Origin of the sequence: Butyrivibrio sp. FC2001, from assembly GCF_000424125.1 — a bacterium.
Lineage (GTDB): Bacteria > Bacillota > Clostridia > Lachnospirales > Lachnospiraceae > Butyrivibrio.
The window spans coordinates 70,239-87,593 of sequence record NZ_AUJH01000003.1 but is presented as its reverse complement, the minus strand read 5'-3'; the positions used below and the strand labels follow the sequence as shown (position 1 = coordinate 87,593).

17 protein-coding genes, 2 tRNA genes and 1 other annotated feature are annotated in these 17,355 nt (G+C 41.5%); of the genes, 11 read left to right on the top strand and 8 right to left on the bottom strand.

Annotated features, from left to right (window positions below; all coding sequences use genetic code 11):
- Nucleotides 1–21: 21 nt before the first annotated feature.
- On the top strand, nucleotides 22–681 hold the full coding sequence (gene deoC, locus G601_RS0100400) for a deoxyribose-phosphate aldolase (protein WP_026492355.1): 660 nt from the start codon (nucleotides 22–24) through the stop codon (nucleotides 679–681).
- Between the two features lie 178 nt (nucleotides 682–859).
- Here the strand turns inward: deoC and ileS are convergent, their stop codons facing one another.
- The 6 genes from ileS to G601_RS0100370 all read right to left on the bottom strand — a co-directional run bounded on the left by ileS (nucleotide 860) and on the right by G601_RS0100370 (nucleotide 10,221).
- Nucleotides 860–4,051 (bottom strand): isoleucine--tRNA ligase, encoded by a 3,192-nt coding sequence (gene ileS / locus G601_RS0100395; protein ID WP_026664117.1) that lies wholly within the window; start codon nucleotides 4,049–4,051, stop codon nucleotides 860–862.
- A 40-nt stretch (nucleotides 4,052–4,091) separates the two neighbouring features.
- Nucleotides 4,092–4,403: a binding site (T-box leader), on the bottom strand.
- 49 nt (nucleotides 4,404–4,452) lie between these two features.
- Nucleotides 4,453–5,697, bottom strand: coding sequence for an SGNH/GDSL hydrolase family protein (locus G601_RS0100390; protein ID WP_026664116.1), 1,245 nt, complete (start codon nucleotides 5,695–5,697; stop codon nucleotides 4,453–4,455).
- Nucleotides 5,698–5,715: 18 nt separating this feature from the next.
- Complete coding sequence (locus tag G601_RS21360; RefSeq protein ID WP_051205422.1) at nucleotides 5,716–7,212, bottom strand: MBOAT family O-acyltransferase; 1,497 nt, start codon at nucleotides 7,210–7,212, stop codon at nucleotides 5,716–5,718.
- Entirely contained in the window at nucleotides 7,209–7,451 is a 243-nt protein-coding gene (locus tag G601_RS0100380; protein ID WP_026492351.1) for an acyl carrier protein, read from the bottom strand. Before G601_RS0100380 ends, G601_RS21360 begins: the two co-directional genes overlap by 4 nt.
- Nucleotides 7,452–7,475: 24 nt before the next feature.
- On the bottom strand, nucleotides 7,476–9,287 hold the full coding sequence (locus G601_RS0100375) for an HAD-IIIC family phosphatase (protein WP_026664114.1): 1,812 nt from the start codon (nucleotides 9,285–9,287) through the stop codon (nucleotides 7,476–7,478).
- Nucleotides 9,274–10,221, bottom strand: coding sequence for a phosphatase PAP2 family protein (locus tag G601_RS0100370; RefSeq protein WP_026664113.1), 948 nt, complete (start codon nucleotides 10,219–10,221; stop codon nucleotides 9,274–9,276). The genes G601_RS0100375 and G601_RS0100370 overlap by 14 nt, the downstream gene beginning before the upstream one ends.
- 145 nt (nucleotides 10,222–10,366) lie before the next feature.
- Here G601_RS0100370 and G601_RS0100365 point away from each other — a divergent pair, with 145 nt between their 5' ends.
- Nucleotides 10,367–11,188 (top strand): TrmH family RNA methyltransferase, encoded by an 822-nt coding sequence (locus tag G601_RS0100365; protein WP_026664112.1) that lies wholly within the window; start codon nucleotides 10,367–10,369, stop codon nucleotides 11,186–11,188.
- A 25-nt stretch (nucleotides 11,189–11,213) separates the two neighbouring features.
- On the opposite strand, the gene G601_RS0100360 is transcribed toward G601_RS0100365, so the two are convergent.
- On the bottom strand, nucleotides 11,214–12,119 hold the full coding sequence (locus G601_RS0100360; protein WP_026664111.1) for a TIGR01212 family radical SAM protein: 906 nt from the start codon (nucleotides 12,117–12,119) through the stop codon (nucleotides 11,214–11,216).
- Nucleotides 12,120–12,240: 121 nt separating this feature from the next.
- Between G601_RS0100360 and G601_RS0100355 the strand changes: the two genes are divergently transcribed.
- The 6 genes from G601_RS0100355 (at nucleotide 12,241) to G601_RS0100330 (ending at nucleotide 14,315) form a co-directional block, all read left to right on the top strand.
- Nucleotides 12,241–12,313 (top strand) — tRNA-Gly (locus G601_RS0100355).
- Nucleotides 12,314–12,362: 49 nt separating this feature from the next.
- Nucleotides 12,363–12,435 (top strand) — tRNA-Gly (locus G601_RS0100350).
- 138 nt (nucleotides 12,436–12,573) lie between these two features.
- Entirely contained in the window at nucleotides 12,574–13,089 is a 516-nt protein-coding gene (locus G601_RS21355) for a hypothetical protein (RefSeq protein WP_330368777.1), read from the top strand.
- Complete coding sequence (locus tag G601_RS21350) at nucleotides 13,090–13,386, top strand: DUF3795 domain-containing protein (protein WP_051205420.1); 297 nt, start codon at nucleotides 13,090–13,092, stop codon at nucleotides 13,384–13,386.
- Between the two features lie 287 nt (nucleotides 13,387–13,673).
- Nucleotides 13,674–14,018, top strand: coding sequence for a hypothetical protein (locus G601_RS0100335; RefSeq protein ID WP_026664110.1), 345 nt, complete (start codon nucleotides 13,674–13,676; stop codon nucleotides 14,016–14,018).
- 12 nt (nucleotides 14,019–14,030) lie between these two features.
- Nucleotides 14,031–14,315, top strand: a complete 285-nt coding sequence (locus G601_RS0100330) for a hypothetical protein (RefSeq protein ID WP_026664109.1) — start codon at nucleotides 14,031–14,033, stop codon at nucleotides 14,313–14,315.
- A 129-nt stretch (nucleotides 14,316–14,444) separates the two neighbouring features.
- Here the strand turns inward: G601_RS0100330 and G601_RS21345 are convergent, their stop codons facing one another.
- Nucleotides 14,445–14,975 carry an NUDIX hydrolase gene (locus G601_RS21345; RefSeq protein WP_051205418.1) on the bottom strand — a complete coding sequence of 177 codons (531 nt, stop codon included), beginning with the start codon at nucleotides 14,973–14,975 and terminating at the stop codon, nucleotides 14,445–14,447.
- Nucleotides 14,976–15,136: 161 nt separating this feature from the next.
- Between G601_RS21345 and G601_RS0100320 the strand changes: the two genes are divergently transcribed.
- The 3 genes from G601_RS0100320 to G601_RS0100310 all read left to right on the top strand — a co-directional run bounded on the left by G601_RS0100320 (nucleotide 15,137) and on the right by G601_RS0100310 (nucleotide 17,310).
- Nucleotides 15,137–15,997 carry an aminoglycoside 6-adenylyltransferase gene (locus G601_RS0100320; protein WP_196808781.1) on the top strand — a complete coding sequence of 287 codons (861 nt, stop codon included), beginning with the start codon at nucleotides 15,137–15,139 and terminating at the stop codon, nucleotides 15,995–15,997.
- A gap of 196 nt (nucleotides 15,998–16,193) precedes the next feature.
- Nucleotides 16,194–16,658, top strand: a complete 465-nt coding sequence (locus G601_RS0100315; protein WP_026664107.1) for an 8-oxo-dGTP diphosphatase — start codon at nucleotides 16,194–16,196, stop codon at nucleotides 16,656–16,658.
- Between the two features lie 85 nt (nucleotides 16,659–16,743).
- Complete coding sequence (locus tag G601_RS0100310; RefSeq protein WP_026664106.1) at nucleotides 16,744–17,310, top strand: histidine phosphatase family protein; 567 nt, start codon at nucleotides 16,744–16,746, stop codon at nucleotides 17,308–17,310.
- Nucleotides 17,311–17,355 lie beyond the last annotated feature (45 nt).

Below are 17,355 nucleotides of genomic sequence, written 5' to 3'. Positions count from 1 at the left end.
TTTTCTAAAAAGGAGATAATTATGGATATCAAAACAATATTAAACCACTGTGATCACACACTTTTAAAGCAGGAAGCAACCTGGGATCAGATCAAGGAAATCGCTGATGATGGAATGAAATATGAGACAGCTTCCATCTGCATTCCTCCCTGCTACATCAAGCGTGTTCACGACTACACAAACGGAAAGCTCAACATCTGTACTGTTATCGGTTTCCCCAACGGAAACATGACAACTGAGACAAAGGTATTCGAGACAAAGGATGCCATCGAAAAGGGCGCTAACGAGATCGATATGGTTATCAATATCGGTGAGCTCAAGGCTAAGAACTATGACTATGTTCTCAATGAGATCAAAGAGATCAAGGCTGCCTGCGGTGACCACATCCTCAAGGTTATCATCGAGACCTGCCTCCTCACAGATGAAGAGAAGATCAAGATGTGCGAGCTTGTAACAGAGGCCAAGGCTGATTACATCAAGACTTCTACTGGCTTCTCAACAGCAGGTGCTACCTTTGATGACATTGCACTCTTTGCAAAGCATGTTGGTCCCGACGTAAAGATGAAGGCTGCAGGCGGAATCGGAAGCATCGCTGATGCTGAAAAGTTCATGGAACTTGGTGCTGACAGACTTGGAACAAGCAGAATCGTTAAGATCGTTAAGGACGAGAACCTTGCTTAATAAGCTGATATAACAAAAATCGCGTATATAAATCAAAAATCGATCCCCGAAAAAGTAAAGGATAGCTACTTATGTAAAAACCCGAAACGGATAATTAAATCCGTTCCGGGTTTTTATTACTTCTTTATTTCAACGGAAAAATCTGCTCTTTCTTCGCTCGACCTCATGATCAAACGAATCAAACCTTCTCTACGCCGATTGTAACCTTCTCGCCGTTGATATCCCATTCCTTGGAATTAGCAACATCGCAGCCATATACGAGCTCTGTAGCAAGTACCTTGGTAGAGATAGAATCAGCATTGTCCTTAACGATCTGAGCGATCTTATCGTTGCCGTTTACAGACAGCTTGATGTGATCCATAACTTCGAAGCCAGAATCCTTACGCATTGTCTGAACCTTACTGATAACCTCATACATGAAGCCTTCATTGATAAGCTCCTCTGAAAGGTTTGTATCAAGAACAACTGTGATACCATGATCCTCTGTGCTCTCAAAGCCTTCCTTCTGAGCCATATCGATGAGGAGGTCATCCTCAGTAAGCTCAACTGCTGTTCCATTTACTTCAAACTTAAGAGCACCGTTTGCCTTAAGCTCATCCATTGCATTGTTTCCATCAAGTGAACCCAAATACTCTTTAATTCCGCCGAGTACCTTACCGTATTTAGGTCCTACTGTCTTAAGCTGAGGCTTAAATGTATATGTTGTGAAGTCTCTTACATCATCTGCAAAGATAACCTTCTTAACATTCAGCTCATCCTCGATGATCTCCTGATAGAACTCAGAAACTGTCTTCTCAGCCTTAACATACATCTGTCCGATAGGCTGACGGTTCTTGATTGCTGCAGCGTTACGGCATGCACGTCCAAGAACTACGATCTGAAGTACCTCATCCATGTTCTCCTCGAGATCCTTGTCGATGAAGCTCTCGCAGACTGTAGGGAAATCGCAGAGGTGGATTGACTCAGGAGCTGTGCTGTCACTTGTTCTTACAAGGTTCTGGTAGATAGACTCTGTCATGAAAGGAACCATAGGTGCTGCTGCCTTACATACATTTACAAGTGCTGTGTAAAGTGTCATGTATGCAGAGATCTTATCCTGCTCCATTCCCTTAGCCCAGAAACGCTCACGGCTTCTTCTTACATACCAGTTGGAAAGGTCATCAACAAATGCATCAAGTGCCTTTCCTGCTTCAGGAATTCTGTAATTCTCAAGGTTCTTATCAACCTCACCGATCATGGTGTTCATCTTGGAGAGGATCCACTTATCCATAACGGTAAGCTTGTCCTTCTCAAGTGTGTACTTCGAAGCATCGAATCCGTCGATATTTGCATAAAGTACGAAGAATGCATAGGTATTCCAAAGTGTTCCAAGGAACTTTCTCTGTCCTTCCTGAACTGTCTTACCAGCGAATCTGGAAGGAAGCCAGGGAGCAGAGTTTGTATAGAAGTACCATCTGATTGCATCTGCACCGTATTTCTCAAGAGCTTCAAACGGATCAACCGCATTGCCCTTTGACTTACTCATCTTCTGTCCGTTCTCATCCTGCACAAGGCCGAGTACTATAACATTTTTAAATGCAGGCTTATTGAAAAGAAGTGTTGCTTCAGCGTGGAGTGAGTAGAACCATCCTCTTGTCTGATCTACAGCCTCAGAGATGAACTGAGCAGGGAACTGCTTCTCGAAAAGCTCCTTGTTCTCAAAAGGATAGTGGAGCTGAGCAAAAGGCATTGCTCCTGAATCGAACCAGCAGTCGATAACTTCCTTAACTCTGTGCATCTTCTTGCCACACTTAGGACATGTAATCTCAAACTTATCGATATAAGGTCTGTGAAGCTCTGTAGTCTCAGCAGAAGGATCTCCTGAAAGCTCAGCGAGCTCTTTTCTTGAACCTACTGAAAGCTGATGGCCACAGTCATCGCACTCCCAGATGTTAAGAGGTGTTCCCCAATATCTGTCACGGGAGATACCCCAGTCCTGAATGTTCTCAAGCCAGTCACCGAAACGTCCCTTACCGATTGACTCAGGAACCCAGTTGATCTCCTTGTTATTTCTGATAAGGTCATCCTTAACCTCTGTAACCTTGATGAACCATGAGGAACGAGCATAGTAAAGAAGCGGTGTTCCACATCTCCAGCAGTGAGGATAATCATGCTCCATCTTAGGTGCTGAGAAAAGAAGGCTTCTTGCATCAAGATCCTTTAATACCTCGGGATCCGCACTGATTGCACCCTCTTCGATTTCCTTCTCTGTGGGCTTACATCTGTAGCCTGCAAAAGGAGTCTCGGGCTTAAGTCTACCCTCTCCATCAACCATCTGTACAAGAGGAGCGTCATATTTTCTACCAACACGGGCATCATCTTCACCGAATGCAGGAGCGATATGTACGATACCGGTACCATCTGACATTGTTACGTAGTTATCGCAATAGATGAAAAATGCCTTCTTGTGCTGTTTTTCTGTCTCATCAGCAGCGCACTGATAAAGAGGCTCATATTCCTTATACTCGAGGTCTGTACCAACATAAGTCTCAAGAACCTCGTAAGCCTTCTCGCCCTCTTCCTTGGCAAGTGAGCCAAGTACTGTATCAGCAAGTGCCTCAGCAAGATAATATGTATAGCCGTCTGCAGCCTTAACCTTGATGTACTTCTCATCAGGGTTTACGCAAAGACCGATATTTGAAGGAAGTGTCCAGGGAGTTGTTGTCCATGCGAGGAAATATGCATCCTCATCCTTAACCTTGAAACGAACAACTGCTGTACGCTCTTTAAGAGTCTTATAGCCCTGTGCTACCTCGTGTGAAGAAAGAGGTGTACCACAGCGAGGGCAGTAAGGAACTACCTTGAAGCCCTTGTAAAGAAGACCCTTCTTCCAGATCTCGTTGAGAGCCCACCACTCGGACTCGATGAAGTTATCATCATAGGTGATGTAGGGGTGATCCATATCAGCCCAGAAACCAACTGTGCCGGAGAAATCCTCCCACATTCCCTTATATTTCCATACGGATTCCTTACACTTCTTGATGAAGGGCTCCATACCGTACTCTTCGATCTGCTCTTTTCCATCGAGACCAAGGAGCTTCTCAACCTCAAGCTCAACCGGAAGACCGTGGGTGTCCCAACCAGCCTTACGAGGAACTGTGTATCCCTTCATTGTACGGTATCTCGGAATCATATCCTTGATCGCACGTGTAAGTACGTGTCCGATATGCGGCTTACCGTTTGCAGTCGGCGGTCCGTCATAGAACATATACATCTCGCCCTTGCTTCTGGTATCTACGCTCTTCTGGAAAATATCCTGATCTTTCCAGAACTGCTCGACTTCCTTCTCGCGGGCGACAAAATTCATATCAGTGTCAACCTTCTTGTACATTTGAAACTCCTTTCAAGAATAAATAAAGGCTCGTCCTTGTAAAAAGGACGAGCCTGAACTCGCTGTACCACCTGTTTACGCATACTCCCCGAATTTACGGTTTTATATGTTTCTCCATAACGGGGAGACTCCGTCATGAGTTACTTAAGAGAAATAGGAAGTTCTGTTCTCGAGCTTTGCTCTCGCCAGAACAAGGTAGTATGCCAAGCTCGAAAGTACCTCGCTAAGCGATTACCTTTCACTCATGCAGCTCGGAAGTGATTTTCTGTAGTTCTTACTCGCACCTGCTCGCACCATCCGCAGGCTCTCTGCAGCTTTCAAAAATACATACTGTCTTCGTCATAGCTTTTTCTATGAAGTTACGATTTATTTTATTCACAGCAATAAAAAAAGTCAAGTCATCAAAATGCCAATGTGCAAATTTCTTTTCCGGATTCTACTTCCGTAACCCTGATTTTTATCCTGTTTTCTCCCGGAGTATCCGCTTCTTTTATCTCTGCAAGGTTCTCATTGAGAAGCTGGTCGATAAGCATCTGCTCTGCTTCATCAGCCTCAAAGCCGGGATTTACTTCTATATATGAATAGTACTCGTCATTGTACATATTCATAAGCGCTGTCATAAGGTCAGTGGACTCCTGGAGGTAGTTTTCTATAAATTCCAGATAATTGCTAAAGGTAGCATTCCACAGTTCTGAATAATTATCATCATCTCTGTGGTCCTGAAGCTGAAAATTGGAGGTCAGGAAACTTCCCATCCACTCAGTAACCTTCCTTGCTCCCGAAGGATTCAGATGTCCGCCGCCATCTGTGTAATCAATCGTCTGATTGATGAGGCCCTCTTCGTATATGAGATTCACATAAGGAATCTCCATCTCTCCTGCAATTCTATATACCTCATTTGCAGCTCTCTGAGCAGATTCCTCACATCCGCAGGGGAAAAACATGAGCATTGGCTCTATATCATTTTCTCTGCAGAGCTCAACAAATTTTCTTATATACTGATGGCCTGTGGTCTCGTCTCCATCATAGCCCGCATCCTGTGATACAAACTGTAGGGGCTCAGGCGGTGTCTGTATAAGTGATTCATACTCAGCACCAAAGGTTGGCCAGTGGTTCTCTTTGAAAACGCCTTCAATAGCCTCTTTGTCTATATCCTTCCAGCCACCGTGGTACACATAGTAAGGAAACAGCATCTCAAGCTTTTTCTTGGTATCAGGAAAAAGAAAATCCACAGCCTCTATTTTTGTCTCGCTTAAAGGAAACGCATCAAGATAATGGTGAGCCACGCTGTAATCCCAGCTGATATCGTTTTTATCCGCCATGATAACATCAAGGACCGCAACCTTGGGCTTATGATATTTAAGCGCAAGCTTTAGCATATAGTAGCTCGTTGGAAGTGAGCTGTCGGGACCTCCCATATTATATGAAGTTATTCCGTAATCCTTCCAGAGCTGCATCGGATACAGTCCGTTCTGGGTGTGGCTTGCACCAAAAAACATTACATCGTAGTCAGTTTTATCCTTAAAAAACTGCTCGTATTTTAAATGTGCATACTCAACCCTTGTAGCCCTGAGGGATACCGTATAAATTCCAAAAATCATCAGACCTGCCAAACCACAGGCTATGATCCTTTTTACAATTTTCATAATATTACACTCTGATAATTAAAAGTTCTGATAGATAAAGGAGCCAGCCTCAAATGCGGGACCGTACATTCCAAATATCATTACGGCGCCTGCAAGAAGTGACCAGGTAAGTGCTCTTACAAACACATTTTTCTCATAAAGCTTCTCTCTGACGCTGCCTGTCTGCATGAAGCACTCAGCAATAAACATGATCAAAAGACTGACTGCTGCCACAACAAGGTCCGGAACATCAAGTCCCAAGGAGGTAATTCCCTCCGCGCTAAACAGTCCCATATTTCCTGTAAAAATAGCCCCATACATCCTTAATGCAGTAATCGTTGAATCTGCTCTGAAGAACATAAATCCTGAACACAAAAGAAGAAATGTCCTAACCCTGCACAGTATCACATACCATCCGTTTTCAGGCTTAATTCCAAGCTTTTCATGTACCTTTTTAAGCCATGGCTCGTTAATCTGTCCGCAGATCATATAGATCGCATGGAGAAGTCCTGAACCTATCACGAACTTTAATAGTCCGCCGTGCCAATAGCCTATTAAAAACCACAGAATAAGAAGTCCCGGCCATACTCCGACCTTTTTGCCGGTTTTCCTGCCGAATTTCTTCCTGCATATATCTGAAAAATTCACCATCAGGTCAGTCTTCTGGAGAGGATACATGATGTAATCCTTAAACCAGGTTCCCAGTGTAATGTGCCAGCGTCTCCAGAGCTCACTCTCTGACCTTGAAAAGAATGGTGTCGTGAAGTTCTCCGGAATTTTCATGCCCATAGCTTCCGATACACCCATTACAATATCCATACATCCGGAAAAGTCAGTGTACAGCTGGAAAGCAAAGCATATTACTCCGAAAATAATGTATACTCCGGAATAGGTTTTGTAATCTCCAAAAACAGTATTTACAAGAACAGCAAACCTCTCTGATATTACAAGCTTTTTAAAAAAGCCCCAGAGAATTCTCTCCATTCCGAAGACTATATTTTTGTAATCAGGTCTTATTCTGTCCTTGAAATTAGCTTCGAATTCCTTGTATCTGATGATAGGTCCTGATGTCATTGCAGGAAAAAATCCCGCATAGGAAAAATAGTCTACAGGATTAAGTACTGCCTCAAATTTTCCCCAGTAAACATCTATCAGATAGCTTAGAAGAATAAGCGTATAAAACGAAACACCAAAGGGTGCTCTGACAGGATGAATATACTGATATCTTGTGATAATAAGTATCGCCAGGTTAATTATTAGGGGAACCCAAAAGCAGAGCTTTTTTAAAAAGCCGCTTCCCTTTGATATTCCCATAGCGCCCAGATATACAACTGCAGCTCCCAAAAACCAAAGCGATAATCCATACAATCCGCCTGCAAAATACAAAAAGACGATATTCGCTGCCCCTATCCAAAGCCTCTTAGCCTTGCCGGGAACGCAATAAAATATGGCTATCACTATCGCTATAAACAGCAAAAACTCAGCAGATATCAGCGACATATGATATTCTGACAAAAGATTTAGAACAGTTCTCATTTCAGATGCTCACTGATGGCTGTAACCATTTCTCCCACATTTTTCATCTCAGAGGTTTCACCCATTGTGAACTTGATGTCGAATTCTCTCTCGATGGCAACAAGCAGATTGATATGCTCAAGAGAATCCCAATCCTCAATGTCTGCTGCTGTAGTATCGTCTGTAACTGTGATACTGTCATCATCAAAATACTCACGAAATACTTCGTTTAATCTCTCAAAAATCTCTTCTCTTCCCATTTTATCCTCCTAAATAACCGCTATTTATTCTACGGTAATTACCTTATTTTTAATTCCTCTTGATGAAAAGCCTTCAAGAGCAGAATTAAGCTCCAGCTCAAAGGTAAGGTCTCCGTTATCAGCTTCCGTTATCTTCTCAAAGCCCTGAAGCTCATAGAAGTTTTCCACCATTTTATTCTTTGCAGTGGGGTAGTAATATCCCAGAATACGCTTAATACCCTTACTGTTGCACTTTTCTATAAGCTTATCCATCATGGCATATTCCATGTCTCTTTTTAATACTCTGCAGCTCATAAGCCACAGATCGATGTGGAAGGTCTCGGCATCCTTTTCATCAACATGTCCGAAAGCAACTGAAACCACGCCATTATCCCCAAATCTGTCACTAAGGGCCCCGTATAAAGTAATATATTTATCATCTGCTGCAACGGCTTCAATCTCAGACTGAGAGCACCTTCTGGTGGTAAGGTTAAACTGATTGGACTTATTAGTGAGCTGCGCAATCCTCGCCATATACATATCCTCGAAGGGAGCGATATGCGCCTTCATCTCAAGTGACTTAAGGTACTCACTATAGTCAGCAAAGCTCTCCTGGAGCTTTCCTCTTTCAGCATTGGCCTTATACATATCATTGCGCTTAAGGTCATCCTCTGACAGCGAGGTAACTTCGAAATATCCTCCCCTGTCTATCTCTGATATATAGTGCTCAGGAACAGAAAGCTCCGGCACTGCAGCGCCGCCTATCTGCTCTCTTACTATATGTCTCTCAGCAGGATTATCATCAACAAAAACAAAGGCATCTTCTCCGATGTTCAGCTCCTTTGCAAGAGCCTTGAGATTTAGATCCTTCGGATCCCAGTTGGCCTTTATATCTGAAAAATCATCCGGTGTAAGAATGCTGTCAGGCCTCTTTAATCCTGCTATCGCATTCTCTTCCTCGTTCTTAGAATCTACGGTAAGAAGCACTCCGATATCCCTGTGAGCCTTAATGTATTTCTGAAACTCGCTGTACAGCTGAGCCTTAGGTGTTTCCTGACCTATCTCAATATTTTCAGGGCCGTCATCGCCCACAATTCCTCCCCAGAGGGTATTATCAAGGTCAAGCGCGAAGGCCTTCTTATTCTTTCCATAAACAGAGCCTATGATATTTGCCAGATTATAAGCAAATTCTGGTATAGCCGGAACACACATTATATATTTATACATGTGATAATAGTACGGGTCCGACCACTTCTGAAGTCCATAGGACGCCGCCAGGAAGGCTATATCATTTATAAAAAAGTTCTCATGACTTCTTGCATATTCGTAGAACTTTGCATTAAGTCTCTGAACGAAGCTGTGAAGTCCATGAATATTAACCACATCACTGTTTCCAAGGAGCCTGTAAAAGGGCTGCTCAAAGTTGTTCTGAATAACAGGGCAGCCATATTTCTCCCTGATTTTCTCCCAGAGCTTCTCATAGTGATCATACTCAAGGCCAAGTGCCTCATCCACATCGCTGTCGCTCATCTTCACATTGGGAGTATTTCTGATATTTCTTGTACTTGTGTGGATAAAAATAATATCCGGTCCAAACTCGGAAAGCCCGCCTGCATCGAACATTACGTCTTCCCAGTACATATTGTACTCTGACTCATAAAAAACAGGCTTTATACCTTTATTAAGAAGGAATAACTCCAGCATCTCTATTATGCCGTGTGTGGTTGATCCGCCAAGTACTGCTATCTTCTTTTCCGGAAGATTAAGCCCTTCTGTCTCTTTTCGTATTGCCTTTCTGATAGCCCTTTTTCTTGTCAGTAAGTCCTCTGAATCAAAGGGATAATCAAGCTCTTTCATCTATTTCTCCGATTTCATTTTTCAATTTTTTATTAAATAACATGGGATAGATTCCCATCAGAATAAACGCAATTATCGCATATCTGCCGGTTCTCACCAAAAATGACGGCATAGTGGAGGATGCCAGAAACGCCTTTGAAAAAGGCAGCTTTAGAAGCGTATTAAGTCCAAGATAAATAACAGCACCGCCAACAAGTCTCAAAACTGCCACCTTGGGGTCACTTGTCTCTTCGAAGTTTACATATTTTTTCTCAAACTCTAACGCAGGAAAACAACCTGCCATGACTCCTATTGTTGTGAAATAATCCGCTGTTCTGCAAAAGAAAATTCCTGTTAAAAAGATCAGGAATACAATCAGATTCACAAGTCCGCGCCTTTCCTCTCCTGCTTTTTCATAAATAAATGAAAATACAAGAACTACTATCGCACCACCAATCCAGCCTGTAAGCACATCTGAGGGATAATGCATTCCTACTACGACTCTTGAAAGCCCCACAAAAAACGGCAAGACAAAAGCGATAATAGTGAACAGGCGCTTTTTCAGATAATATGCAACAGAACCATATACTGCAGCTGAATTCATTGAATGTCCGCTGGGGAACGAAAAGCCCTGTGCGCCAACATCATACAGATCTGCTTTCTTATCGATCGGCCTGTAGCATTTTATTTCATCATGAACCATGTAGGGGCGCCTTCTCATAGCAACATTCTTCACCATCGAATTAAGCCCGGAAGCAATAAGCCCCATAGTACCAACATATACTCCAAACTTCTTGTCATAGCACCAATACAAAAATCCCATAACAAGAAGCATCATGACTTCCTCTCCAAATGCAGAAAAGTTGGAAATAAGGGCAATGCCCTTTTCACCAAGTATATCCTGCAGCCACTGCATCAGCATTGGCTCAAATTCAAAATAAAAAGTATTCCCCATAAGAATATCTCCTGTAAATCAAAGTATAACTACCCTATTCTAACAGATGATTACTCTTATTTCCATGCTTGCCCTATGTATGAGATAAGGATATTGCAAGAAAAATTGTGCTATACTTTTTCTAACATTTTTTATGGAGATAATTATGATACACATAGAAGAAATAACAAATCTTGAAGCCCCGGAGCTTTCGATATATAACGAGCAGTCTGAGGTTCAGCTTCTTAGAATCAACGAGCCCGAGCCCGGTATTTTTATAGCTGAAAGTCCTAAGGTAATTGAGCGTGCTCTTAGTGCAGGCTATGAGCCCATTTCTCTACTGATTGAAAGCGGACAGATAAAGGGAGAAGGCGCTCTTCTATTAGATAAAATGAAAGCCCTTTCTTTTGATGTTCCTGTATTTACCGCTAGTGATGAGCTTCTCACACATATTACAGGCTTTCACCTTACAAGAGGTGTGCTTTGCGCAATGAAAAGGAGAGTTCTCCCCACTGTAAATGAAGTCTGCGAAAATGCAAAAAGAATCGCAGTTCTCGAAAACGTGACTAATCCCACAAATGCGGGCGCTATCGTCAGAAGCGCAGCTGCTCTTGGAATCGATGCAGTACTGTTTTCCCACGGATGCACTGATCCGCTCTACAGGCGCGCCATCAGGGTTAGTATGGGCAATATTTTTCTTATACCCTGGACATTTCTTCCGGAAGACGGAAGCATGGATTTGATCAAAGGCCTTGGATATTCTACTGTCGCCATGGCTCTTAGAGATAATTCCCGCCAGATAGATGACAGCGAAATCACTTCGAAGGACAAGCTCGCTATCTTCCTTGGTGCTGAGGGAGACGGTCTTCTTCCTGAAACCATAGAGGTCTGTGATTTCTGCGTAAAAATCCCGATGTCCCATGATGTGGACTCCTTGAACGTAGCTGCTGCCAGCGCCGTGGCCTTCTGGGCATTAGGAAATCATTAATAGTAATCTTTTATGAATGTGTATTTTATAAAAACAAGTGGTTCACCTTCCTGTTTATTGTGTTAAGCACGTTCTTTTTATTAAGGCTCCACAGGGGCTCTACAAGAAGTGCCCTGGGTCCGTCACCAGTCATACGATGAACAACAGTGTTTTTCGGAAGTATCTCAAAGCTCTGCTCCAGGAGCTCTGCATATTCATCAAGAGTAAGTATGTGGAAAGGATCCTCCTTATACTCATCATATAGCTGCGTTCCCTTTAATATCTGCAAATTCTGAATCTTTATTCCATCAAGGCTAGGTTCTAAATCAGCGAGATATTTAATGGTAGCGAGCATATCTTCCTTTGTTTCCCCCGGAAGTCCAAAAATGACATGGGCTATCACTTCTATTCCGATATCCTTAAGCTTATGATATGCCTCTTCAAATACACTAAGCCTATAACCTCTGTGAAAAATCTCAGCGCTCTTTTCATGAATAGTCTGAAGTCCCAGTTCTATCCACACCGGCTTTATTTCTTTTAGTTCTCGCAGCATATCCAGAACATCACTGTTAATGCAGTCAGGACGGGTTCCCAAAGACAGAATTTCTATGTCCTCTCTTTTTATTGTTTCCATATAAAGAGCTTTTAGTCTGTCTATGTCACCATAGGTATTTGTGTAGGACTGAAAATATGCGATGAATCTGCCGGCATCTGTTTTATTTCGTATCCACTTTTTTGCTTCCTCTATCTGGACATCTATCGGAGCAATATCCGCAGCAAACTCACCTGATCCGCCTTCAGAACAAAAGGTACAGCCTCCGGTCAGGGGTGTGCCATCAGGCATAACGATACTTCCGTCCCTGTTTGGGCAGGTACAGCCCGAGCTAAGAGAAAGCCTGTAAACCTTCTCTCCATATATATTTTTCAAATAATCTGATAACCTGACAGCCATTTATTTGCACCTGAATAAAATTTTTTTGATGTATTAAAAATATAATATAAAATTTCTATTGACAACATATATATCGTTGTGTATTATATATTTTGCGTCGCGAAAGCGGCTTCACATATATGCGATAGTAGCTTAGTTGGTAAAGCGCCACCTTGCCAAGGTGGAGACCGCGGGTTCGAGCCCCGTCTATCGCTCTCGAAAATCAAATATTGTGGTAATCGAGCTTAGCTCGTTTACATATACGCGATAGTAGCTTAGTTGGTAAAGCGCCACCTTGCCAAGGTGGAGACCGCGGGTTCGAGCCCCGTCTATCGCTCTTTTAAACCCCAGATGTTTTCTGGGGTTTTTGTTGTTTATGCCTCAAAAAAGTGGTCTGGAAGTGGTCTTTTTAAGTAATCACCTGGCGAGGTCCCTTCGAGTCGGTTTATCCAGACATTGTCCGATTGATTATTTGATGGATTGTTTATCACATTTCTGGGGACACAAGGAGTTCTATTCCATCGATCTTTATGGTGATGAACTGGCGCAGCCAATAGAAAACTTTATCCCTATCTACGAGAAAGCAGCCGAAAACGGACTCGTGTTGAAAGCACATGTAGGTGAATGGGGAACCGCGAAGGATATTATAACCGCTATAGATGTTCTGCACCTTGACGAAGTACAGCATGGTATCGCTGCAGCATCTGATGAAGACGTAATAGGTTACCTGTTAGAAAATAACGTTAGGTTGAATATAACCCCATCCAGCAATGTCCTTCTTGGTCGAGTAACGGATATGGCTCATCATCCAATAGCACAACTATATCGAAAGGGCGTAGATGTAACTATCAACTCTGATGATGTACTTATTTTTGATTCAGATGTGTCAAAAGAGTATCTTCGACTTTACCAATCAGGCTGCTTAATAGCAGAGGAACTGGATGATATAAGACTGAATAGCTTGAAAAAAAGATTAGGAGCGGATAAATAAATGACAGATTTTTCTACTTTAACAGCATGTGGAGAATGCTGTGTAGGTTGTTCAAAGAAAAAGGATGGTCAATGTCCGGGGTGTATAGAGGCGGATGGACGTGTTCCGGAATGGGCAGGATCTGGCAGGTGTAAGGTACATGCTTGTGCAAGGGAACACGGTGTACAATTTTGTGGTCTTTGCACGGAATTTCCTTGTGAGAAGCTTCCTTCAATGATTTCATGGAATCCCAATATAATAAATCATCTTTCAGCTCTTAGAGATGAGTACAACAAACTTCATAAGAGCAAACCTTAAACTTTTGTGAACAATCATTTAGTTAAGTCAGCGCTAATAATAAATGGTATAATGAAGGCACAGAAAGGAGTTTTATGCCGTAAGAAATACTTAATGAGACCCTTGATGAGGATCAGAAGATAACAGATGATGTCATACTAACGCTTAAACCATTGGCTTTTCGCACAATTTCGGACAATGACATTATCGATTTCATACATACACAGTGCTAGAAAGTATTAGAGATAGCGCAGCAAAAGAATGATTCGAAGGAAGTTGCCAGAGCTGTAAACCTTGATACTTTCGAGGTGTTACTTCCGGTATTTGGTGAAGCACACAAGGTTGGTATAGATTTTCTTGTCAATCAGATGAGAGGAACAGACTATGCATTTCTCGTTATGCACAATCATCCAAGTAGCTCTCCATTTTCGGGAACAGATATAAAAGCATTTGTAGATGCAGTTTATATGTCTATCCTTATTGTTCTTGGAAATAATGGGTCGATATACATATTAGAAAAGACCCGCGATCTTTTACCAAATGAGATTATATCAGCAAGAAAAACATTACTTGATTGGAAAAAGAATTACATTGACTATGATACGGTAATTAGGCAGATTAGTGCTTTTGGAATCGTCTACAGCGAAATATAAAGGAGGTTCGTTATGGTAAATATAGTTGAAAAACCCAAACCTACAAGTACATACAATTCTCCTCTAAAGATATCAGATGAGCTTAGACAGTTCACAGAACGCAGAGAACAACGCGCCAAAGAGCTTGGCATAGAATCATATGTCCTGGGTGCTGATGCTCAAAGCGATGATGAATTTCAGAAGCTGGAAGATTATATCATGGAGAATTTTATTGATCTAGACTTAGATGTCCCTGAGGACATCAAGAAAAAATATCTTGAAATGAAGAAAGCCAGGGAAGAATCCCAAAACAAGTAATAAGGAAGAAGATGTACTTGATAAAATATTTCGAGCCCCGTCTATCGCTTGAACAAAAAAGAACCGGTTAGCAAACCGGTTCTTTTTTGTTCGCTTGCATAATAGCGGGCTCCTACTTTTTAATTTTCCTCACTGCCATGAAAGCTTTTCTCCGTTATATATTGCAATTCTATCAGAAGGATTAAGCCATATATCTATAAAGAGTCTGTCGAAATCATTAATCTCTTGTGGCACATTGTCTCTACTAAAAAATCTATGCTCAAAAACTTCTTCCGGATCATTTTTGATTTCTCCAGAGAATTCTTTTGTCCAAAAAACAACGGCAGATGTGTAACATATATCTCCGTTTGGATAGGTGATAAATCTATCTGAACCATTGCAGATTGCAGCGAACTTTAGCTCTCCGAGTTCAATTCCCGCTTCCTCTCTGGCTTCTCGTCTTGCGGTTTCCTCAAAGCTTTCTCCAATCTCCATTCCGCCACCGACAATTCCCCACTTTCCATTATCCTTACGTTTTTGAAGCAGGATCTCGCCCTTATCATTTTCAATAATTGTTCCCACACCTATGGTGATGAGCGGCGCATGCCCAACATGCTTTCTCATCACATTTATGTAACCGCCTTCTTTCTTGTAGTTCTCAATGTATTCCCCAATATTCATTTTCCCCTTATCCTTTCTTCTTTTTCTTATTATCTTGCTATATTGAAATGGTAAGGCTGGCCCCAGGGGCTAAGTCAACAGCACTTATATGACAAAGAGGCTTTTTCTTAAAGCGCATGGAAAGTATAATAAAAACATCTGTAAAAAATGGGGAGAATTGCATGAGATCTGAGCTAAACGTAATAAATCAAATTTTAGAGATGGCTACAAACGAGTCTTCTATCCGGGCAGTTATACGCACAAATCTATTTCCCAAAAGACAATATCTACATTCCTATGAATTCTTTTTTGTAGTTAATGATGTCGAGAAATATGAAAATGACATTTTCAAAGACTGCTTCGGGAAAAGAATTCTCCTATATCGCGGTGATAAGAACTATCCCGAAATGATCCCAAACACAAAAGCACATCTCATGGTATTTGAAGATGGCATAACACTGACGATAGATGCAAGTGATAAAGATACCTTTTTATCCCGTTTCAACAGAGAACAACCTCATGAAAATGTTTGGATTGGTGATACCTTCAAAAAGCTTTTGGATAAAGATGGTCTTCTGCCTGAAATTGAACGTATGGAAGAAACTCAGACTATATTTGCAGAAAAACCATCAAATGAAGATTTTCTCGGAACATGTAACGAATTCTTTTGGGTTCTCAAGACCTTTTCGGAATATACACTTCGCAAGGAACTCCCATCTGCCATGTTCTATCTGAACATAGCTGTTCGAGACCTTCTAAACAAAATGATCCGATGGCATATTTATCTGAAGCATGGCTCTCCTGTAGATATGGGAATTCTTGACAGCAATATGGAAAAGCTGCTTGAAAAAGAACTTTTTGATTTATATAAAAAAACTTATCCTGTGGCAGATTATGATGAGATTTGGAAAGCATATGATGTTGTTATAGGGCTCTTTCATAAAGTTAGCTGCGCTGTTTCTGAGCGCTGCGGCTATTCTTATCCGGAAGAAACGGAAAAGAAAATGCTAAGGTTTATCAGTGCACTAAGGAAAAAGGCTTAAAGTTAGCTAAGCGAACTCGGAGGATGAAAAATGGAATACACACATTTTGTTTCGGTTGCAGGTCTGGTCTGCAATGATAAGAACGATAAGGCTTGAAAATATGTTGTCATCTGTCGATACGATTAGCTGCTTCAATTTCATAAGAGAACCTTTTGAAGTTATAACTGAAGGAAAATACACCGTTGGGAGAAAATAAATGGGAAGAAATGAAACTGTAGAATTAACGGTTCTGTGCCTTATTCAGAATGGTGAAAAGATATTATTGCAGAATCGCATTAAAGAAGACTGGAAAGGATACACTCTTCCGGGAGGACACGTTGAGATAGGAGAGTCATTTGTAGCTGCAGTTAAACGTGAGATGAAGGAAGAAACCGGGCTTACAATACATGATCCTATGCTCGTGGGCATTAAACAGTTTCCTATGAAAAATGGAAACTATATGGAAGGACGCTATATTGTGCTTTTATTTAAAGTGACTAAATTTTCAGGAGAGGTTGTCTCATCTGAAGAAGGTCAGATGGAATGGGTAAATTATAACCAACTTTCTAAAATAAATACTGTTGACGATTTTGAAGACCTTCTGGATGTAATCAATAATCCAAAGCTTACAGAGTTTCAATATCTCGTAAATGGCGATGAATGGTCTGTTGTAAAAAAATAGACATACTAATTATTTTTTTGCTTTATGGAGCATATTATGGATAACATATTTGAGCAAATTGATCCTAAGCTAATAGGAGGACTTTATGACAAGAGTATATTTTGTTCGACACGCTGAGCCGAATTATAATAATCACGATGATATGCTTCGTGAGTTAAGCCCGAAAGGCATGGAAGACAGAAAGCTTGTTACAGCATTTTTGTCAGATAAAAATATAGATGTTGTACTGTCCAGCCCCTTTAAACGTGCAGTGGATACTGTTGCTGACTTTGCAGAAAAAGAGGACCTTCCTATAGAAACTATAGATGATTTCCGTGAAAGAAGGGTCGATAGCTGCTGGATCGAGGATTTCAACGCATTTGCCAAAAAGCAATGGAGCGATTTTGACTACAAGCTTTCAGATGGGGAATGTCTTGGAGAAGTACAGTCCAGAAATATCACGGCATTGAATACAGTTCTGGATAAGTATCCCGGAAAAAATATTGTGATCGGCAGCCATGGAACAGCGCTTAGCACCATAATCAATTATTACGACAGTTCTTTTGGCTACGACGACTTTGAAATTATAAGATTTGTCATGCCATGGATTGTCGAGTTCGTGTTTGATAATGATAAAAAGTGCATTGAGATAAACAAGTACAATCTGAAATGATGTTTGACCATGCCCCAAGGGCAAGCTCTATGATATAAAAGAAAA

Bases quoted from the DNA above. Each gene is read 5' to 3' on its own strand.
- deoC (WP_026492355.1), top strand. From the start codon at position 22: ATGGATATCAAAACAATATTAAACCACTGTGATCACACACTTTTAAAG.
- ileS (WP_026664117.1), bottom strand. From the start codon at position 4,051: ATGTACAAGAAGGTTGACACTGATATGAATTTTGTCGCCCGCGAGAAG.
- G601_RS0100390 (WP_026664116.1), bottom strand. From the start codon at position 5,697: ATGAAAATTGTAAAAAGGATCATAGCCTGTGGTTTGGCAGGTCTGATG.
- G601_RS21360 (WP_051205422.1), bottom strand. From the start codon at position 7,212: ATGAGAACTGTTCTAAATCTTTTGTCAGAATATCATATGTCGCTGATA.
- G601_RS0100380 (WP_026492351.1), bottom strand. From the start codon at position 7,451: ATGGGAAGAGAAGAGATTTTTGAGAGATTAAACGAAGTATTTCGTGAG.
- G601_RS0100375 (WP_026664114.1), bottom strand. From the start codon at position 9,287: ATGAAAGAGCTTGATTATCCCTTTGATTCAGAGGACTTACTGACAAGA.
- G601_RS0100370 (WP_026664113.1), bottom strand. From the start codon at position 10,221: ATGGGGAATACTTTTTATTTTGAATTTGAGCCAATGCTGATGCAGTGG.
- G601_RS0100365 (WP_026664112.1), top strand. From the start codon at position 10,367: ATGATACACATAGAAGAAATAACAAATCTTGAAGCCCCGGAGCTTTCG.
- G601_RS0100360 (WP_026664111.1), bottom strand. From the start codon at position 12,119: ATGGCTGTCAGGTTATCAGATTATTTGAAAAATATATATGGAGAGAAG.
- G601_RS21355 (WP_330368777.1), top strand. From the start codon at position 12,574: ATGGATTGTTTATCACATTTCTGGGGACACAAGGAGTTCTATTCCATC.
- G601_RS21350 (WP_051205420.1), top strand. From the start codon at position 13,090: ATGACAGATTTTTCTACTTTAACAGCATGTGGAGAATGCTGTGTAGGT.
- G601_RS0100330 (WP_026664109.1), top strand. From the start codon at position 14,031: ATGGTAAATATAGTTGAAAAACCCAAACCTACAAGTACATACAATTCT.
- G601_RS21345 (WP_051205418.1), bottom strand. From the start codon at position 14,975: ATGAATATTGGGGAATACATTGAGAACTACAAGAAAGAAGGCGGTTAC.
- G601_RS0100320 (WP_196808781.1), top strand. From the start codon at position 15,137: ATGAGATCTGAGCTAAACGTAATAAATCAAATTTTAGAGATGGCTACA.
- G601_RS0100315 (WP_026664107.1), top strand. From the start codon at position 16,194: ATGGGAAGAAATGAAACTGTAGAATTAACGGTTCTGTGCCTTATTCAG.
- G601_RS0100310 (WP_026664106.1), top strand. From the start codon at position 16,744: ATGACAAGAGTATATTTTGTTCGACACGCTGAGCCGAATTATAATAAT.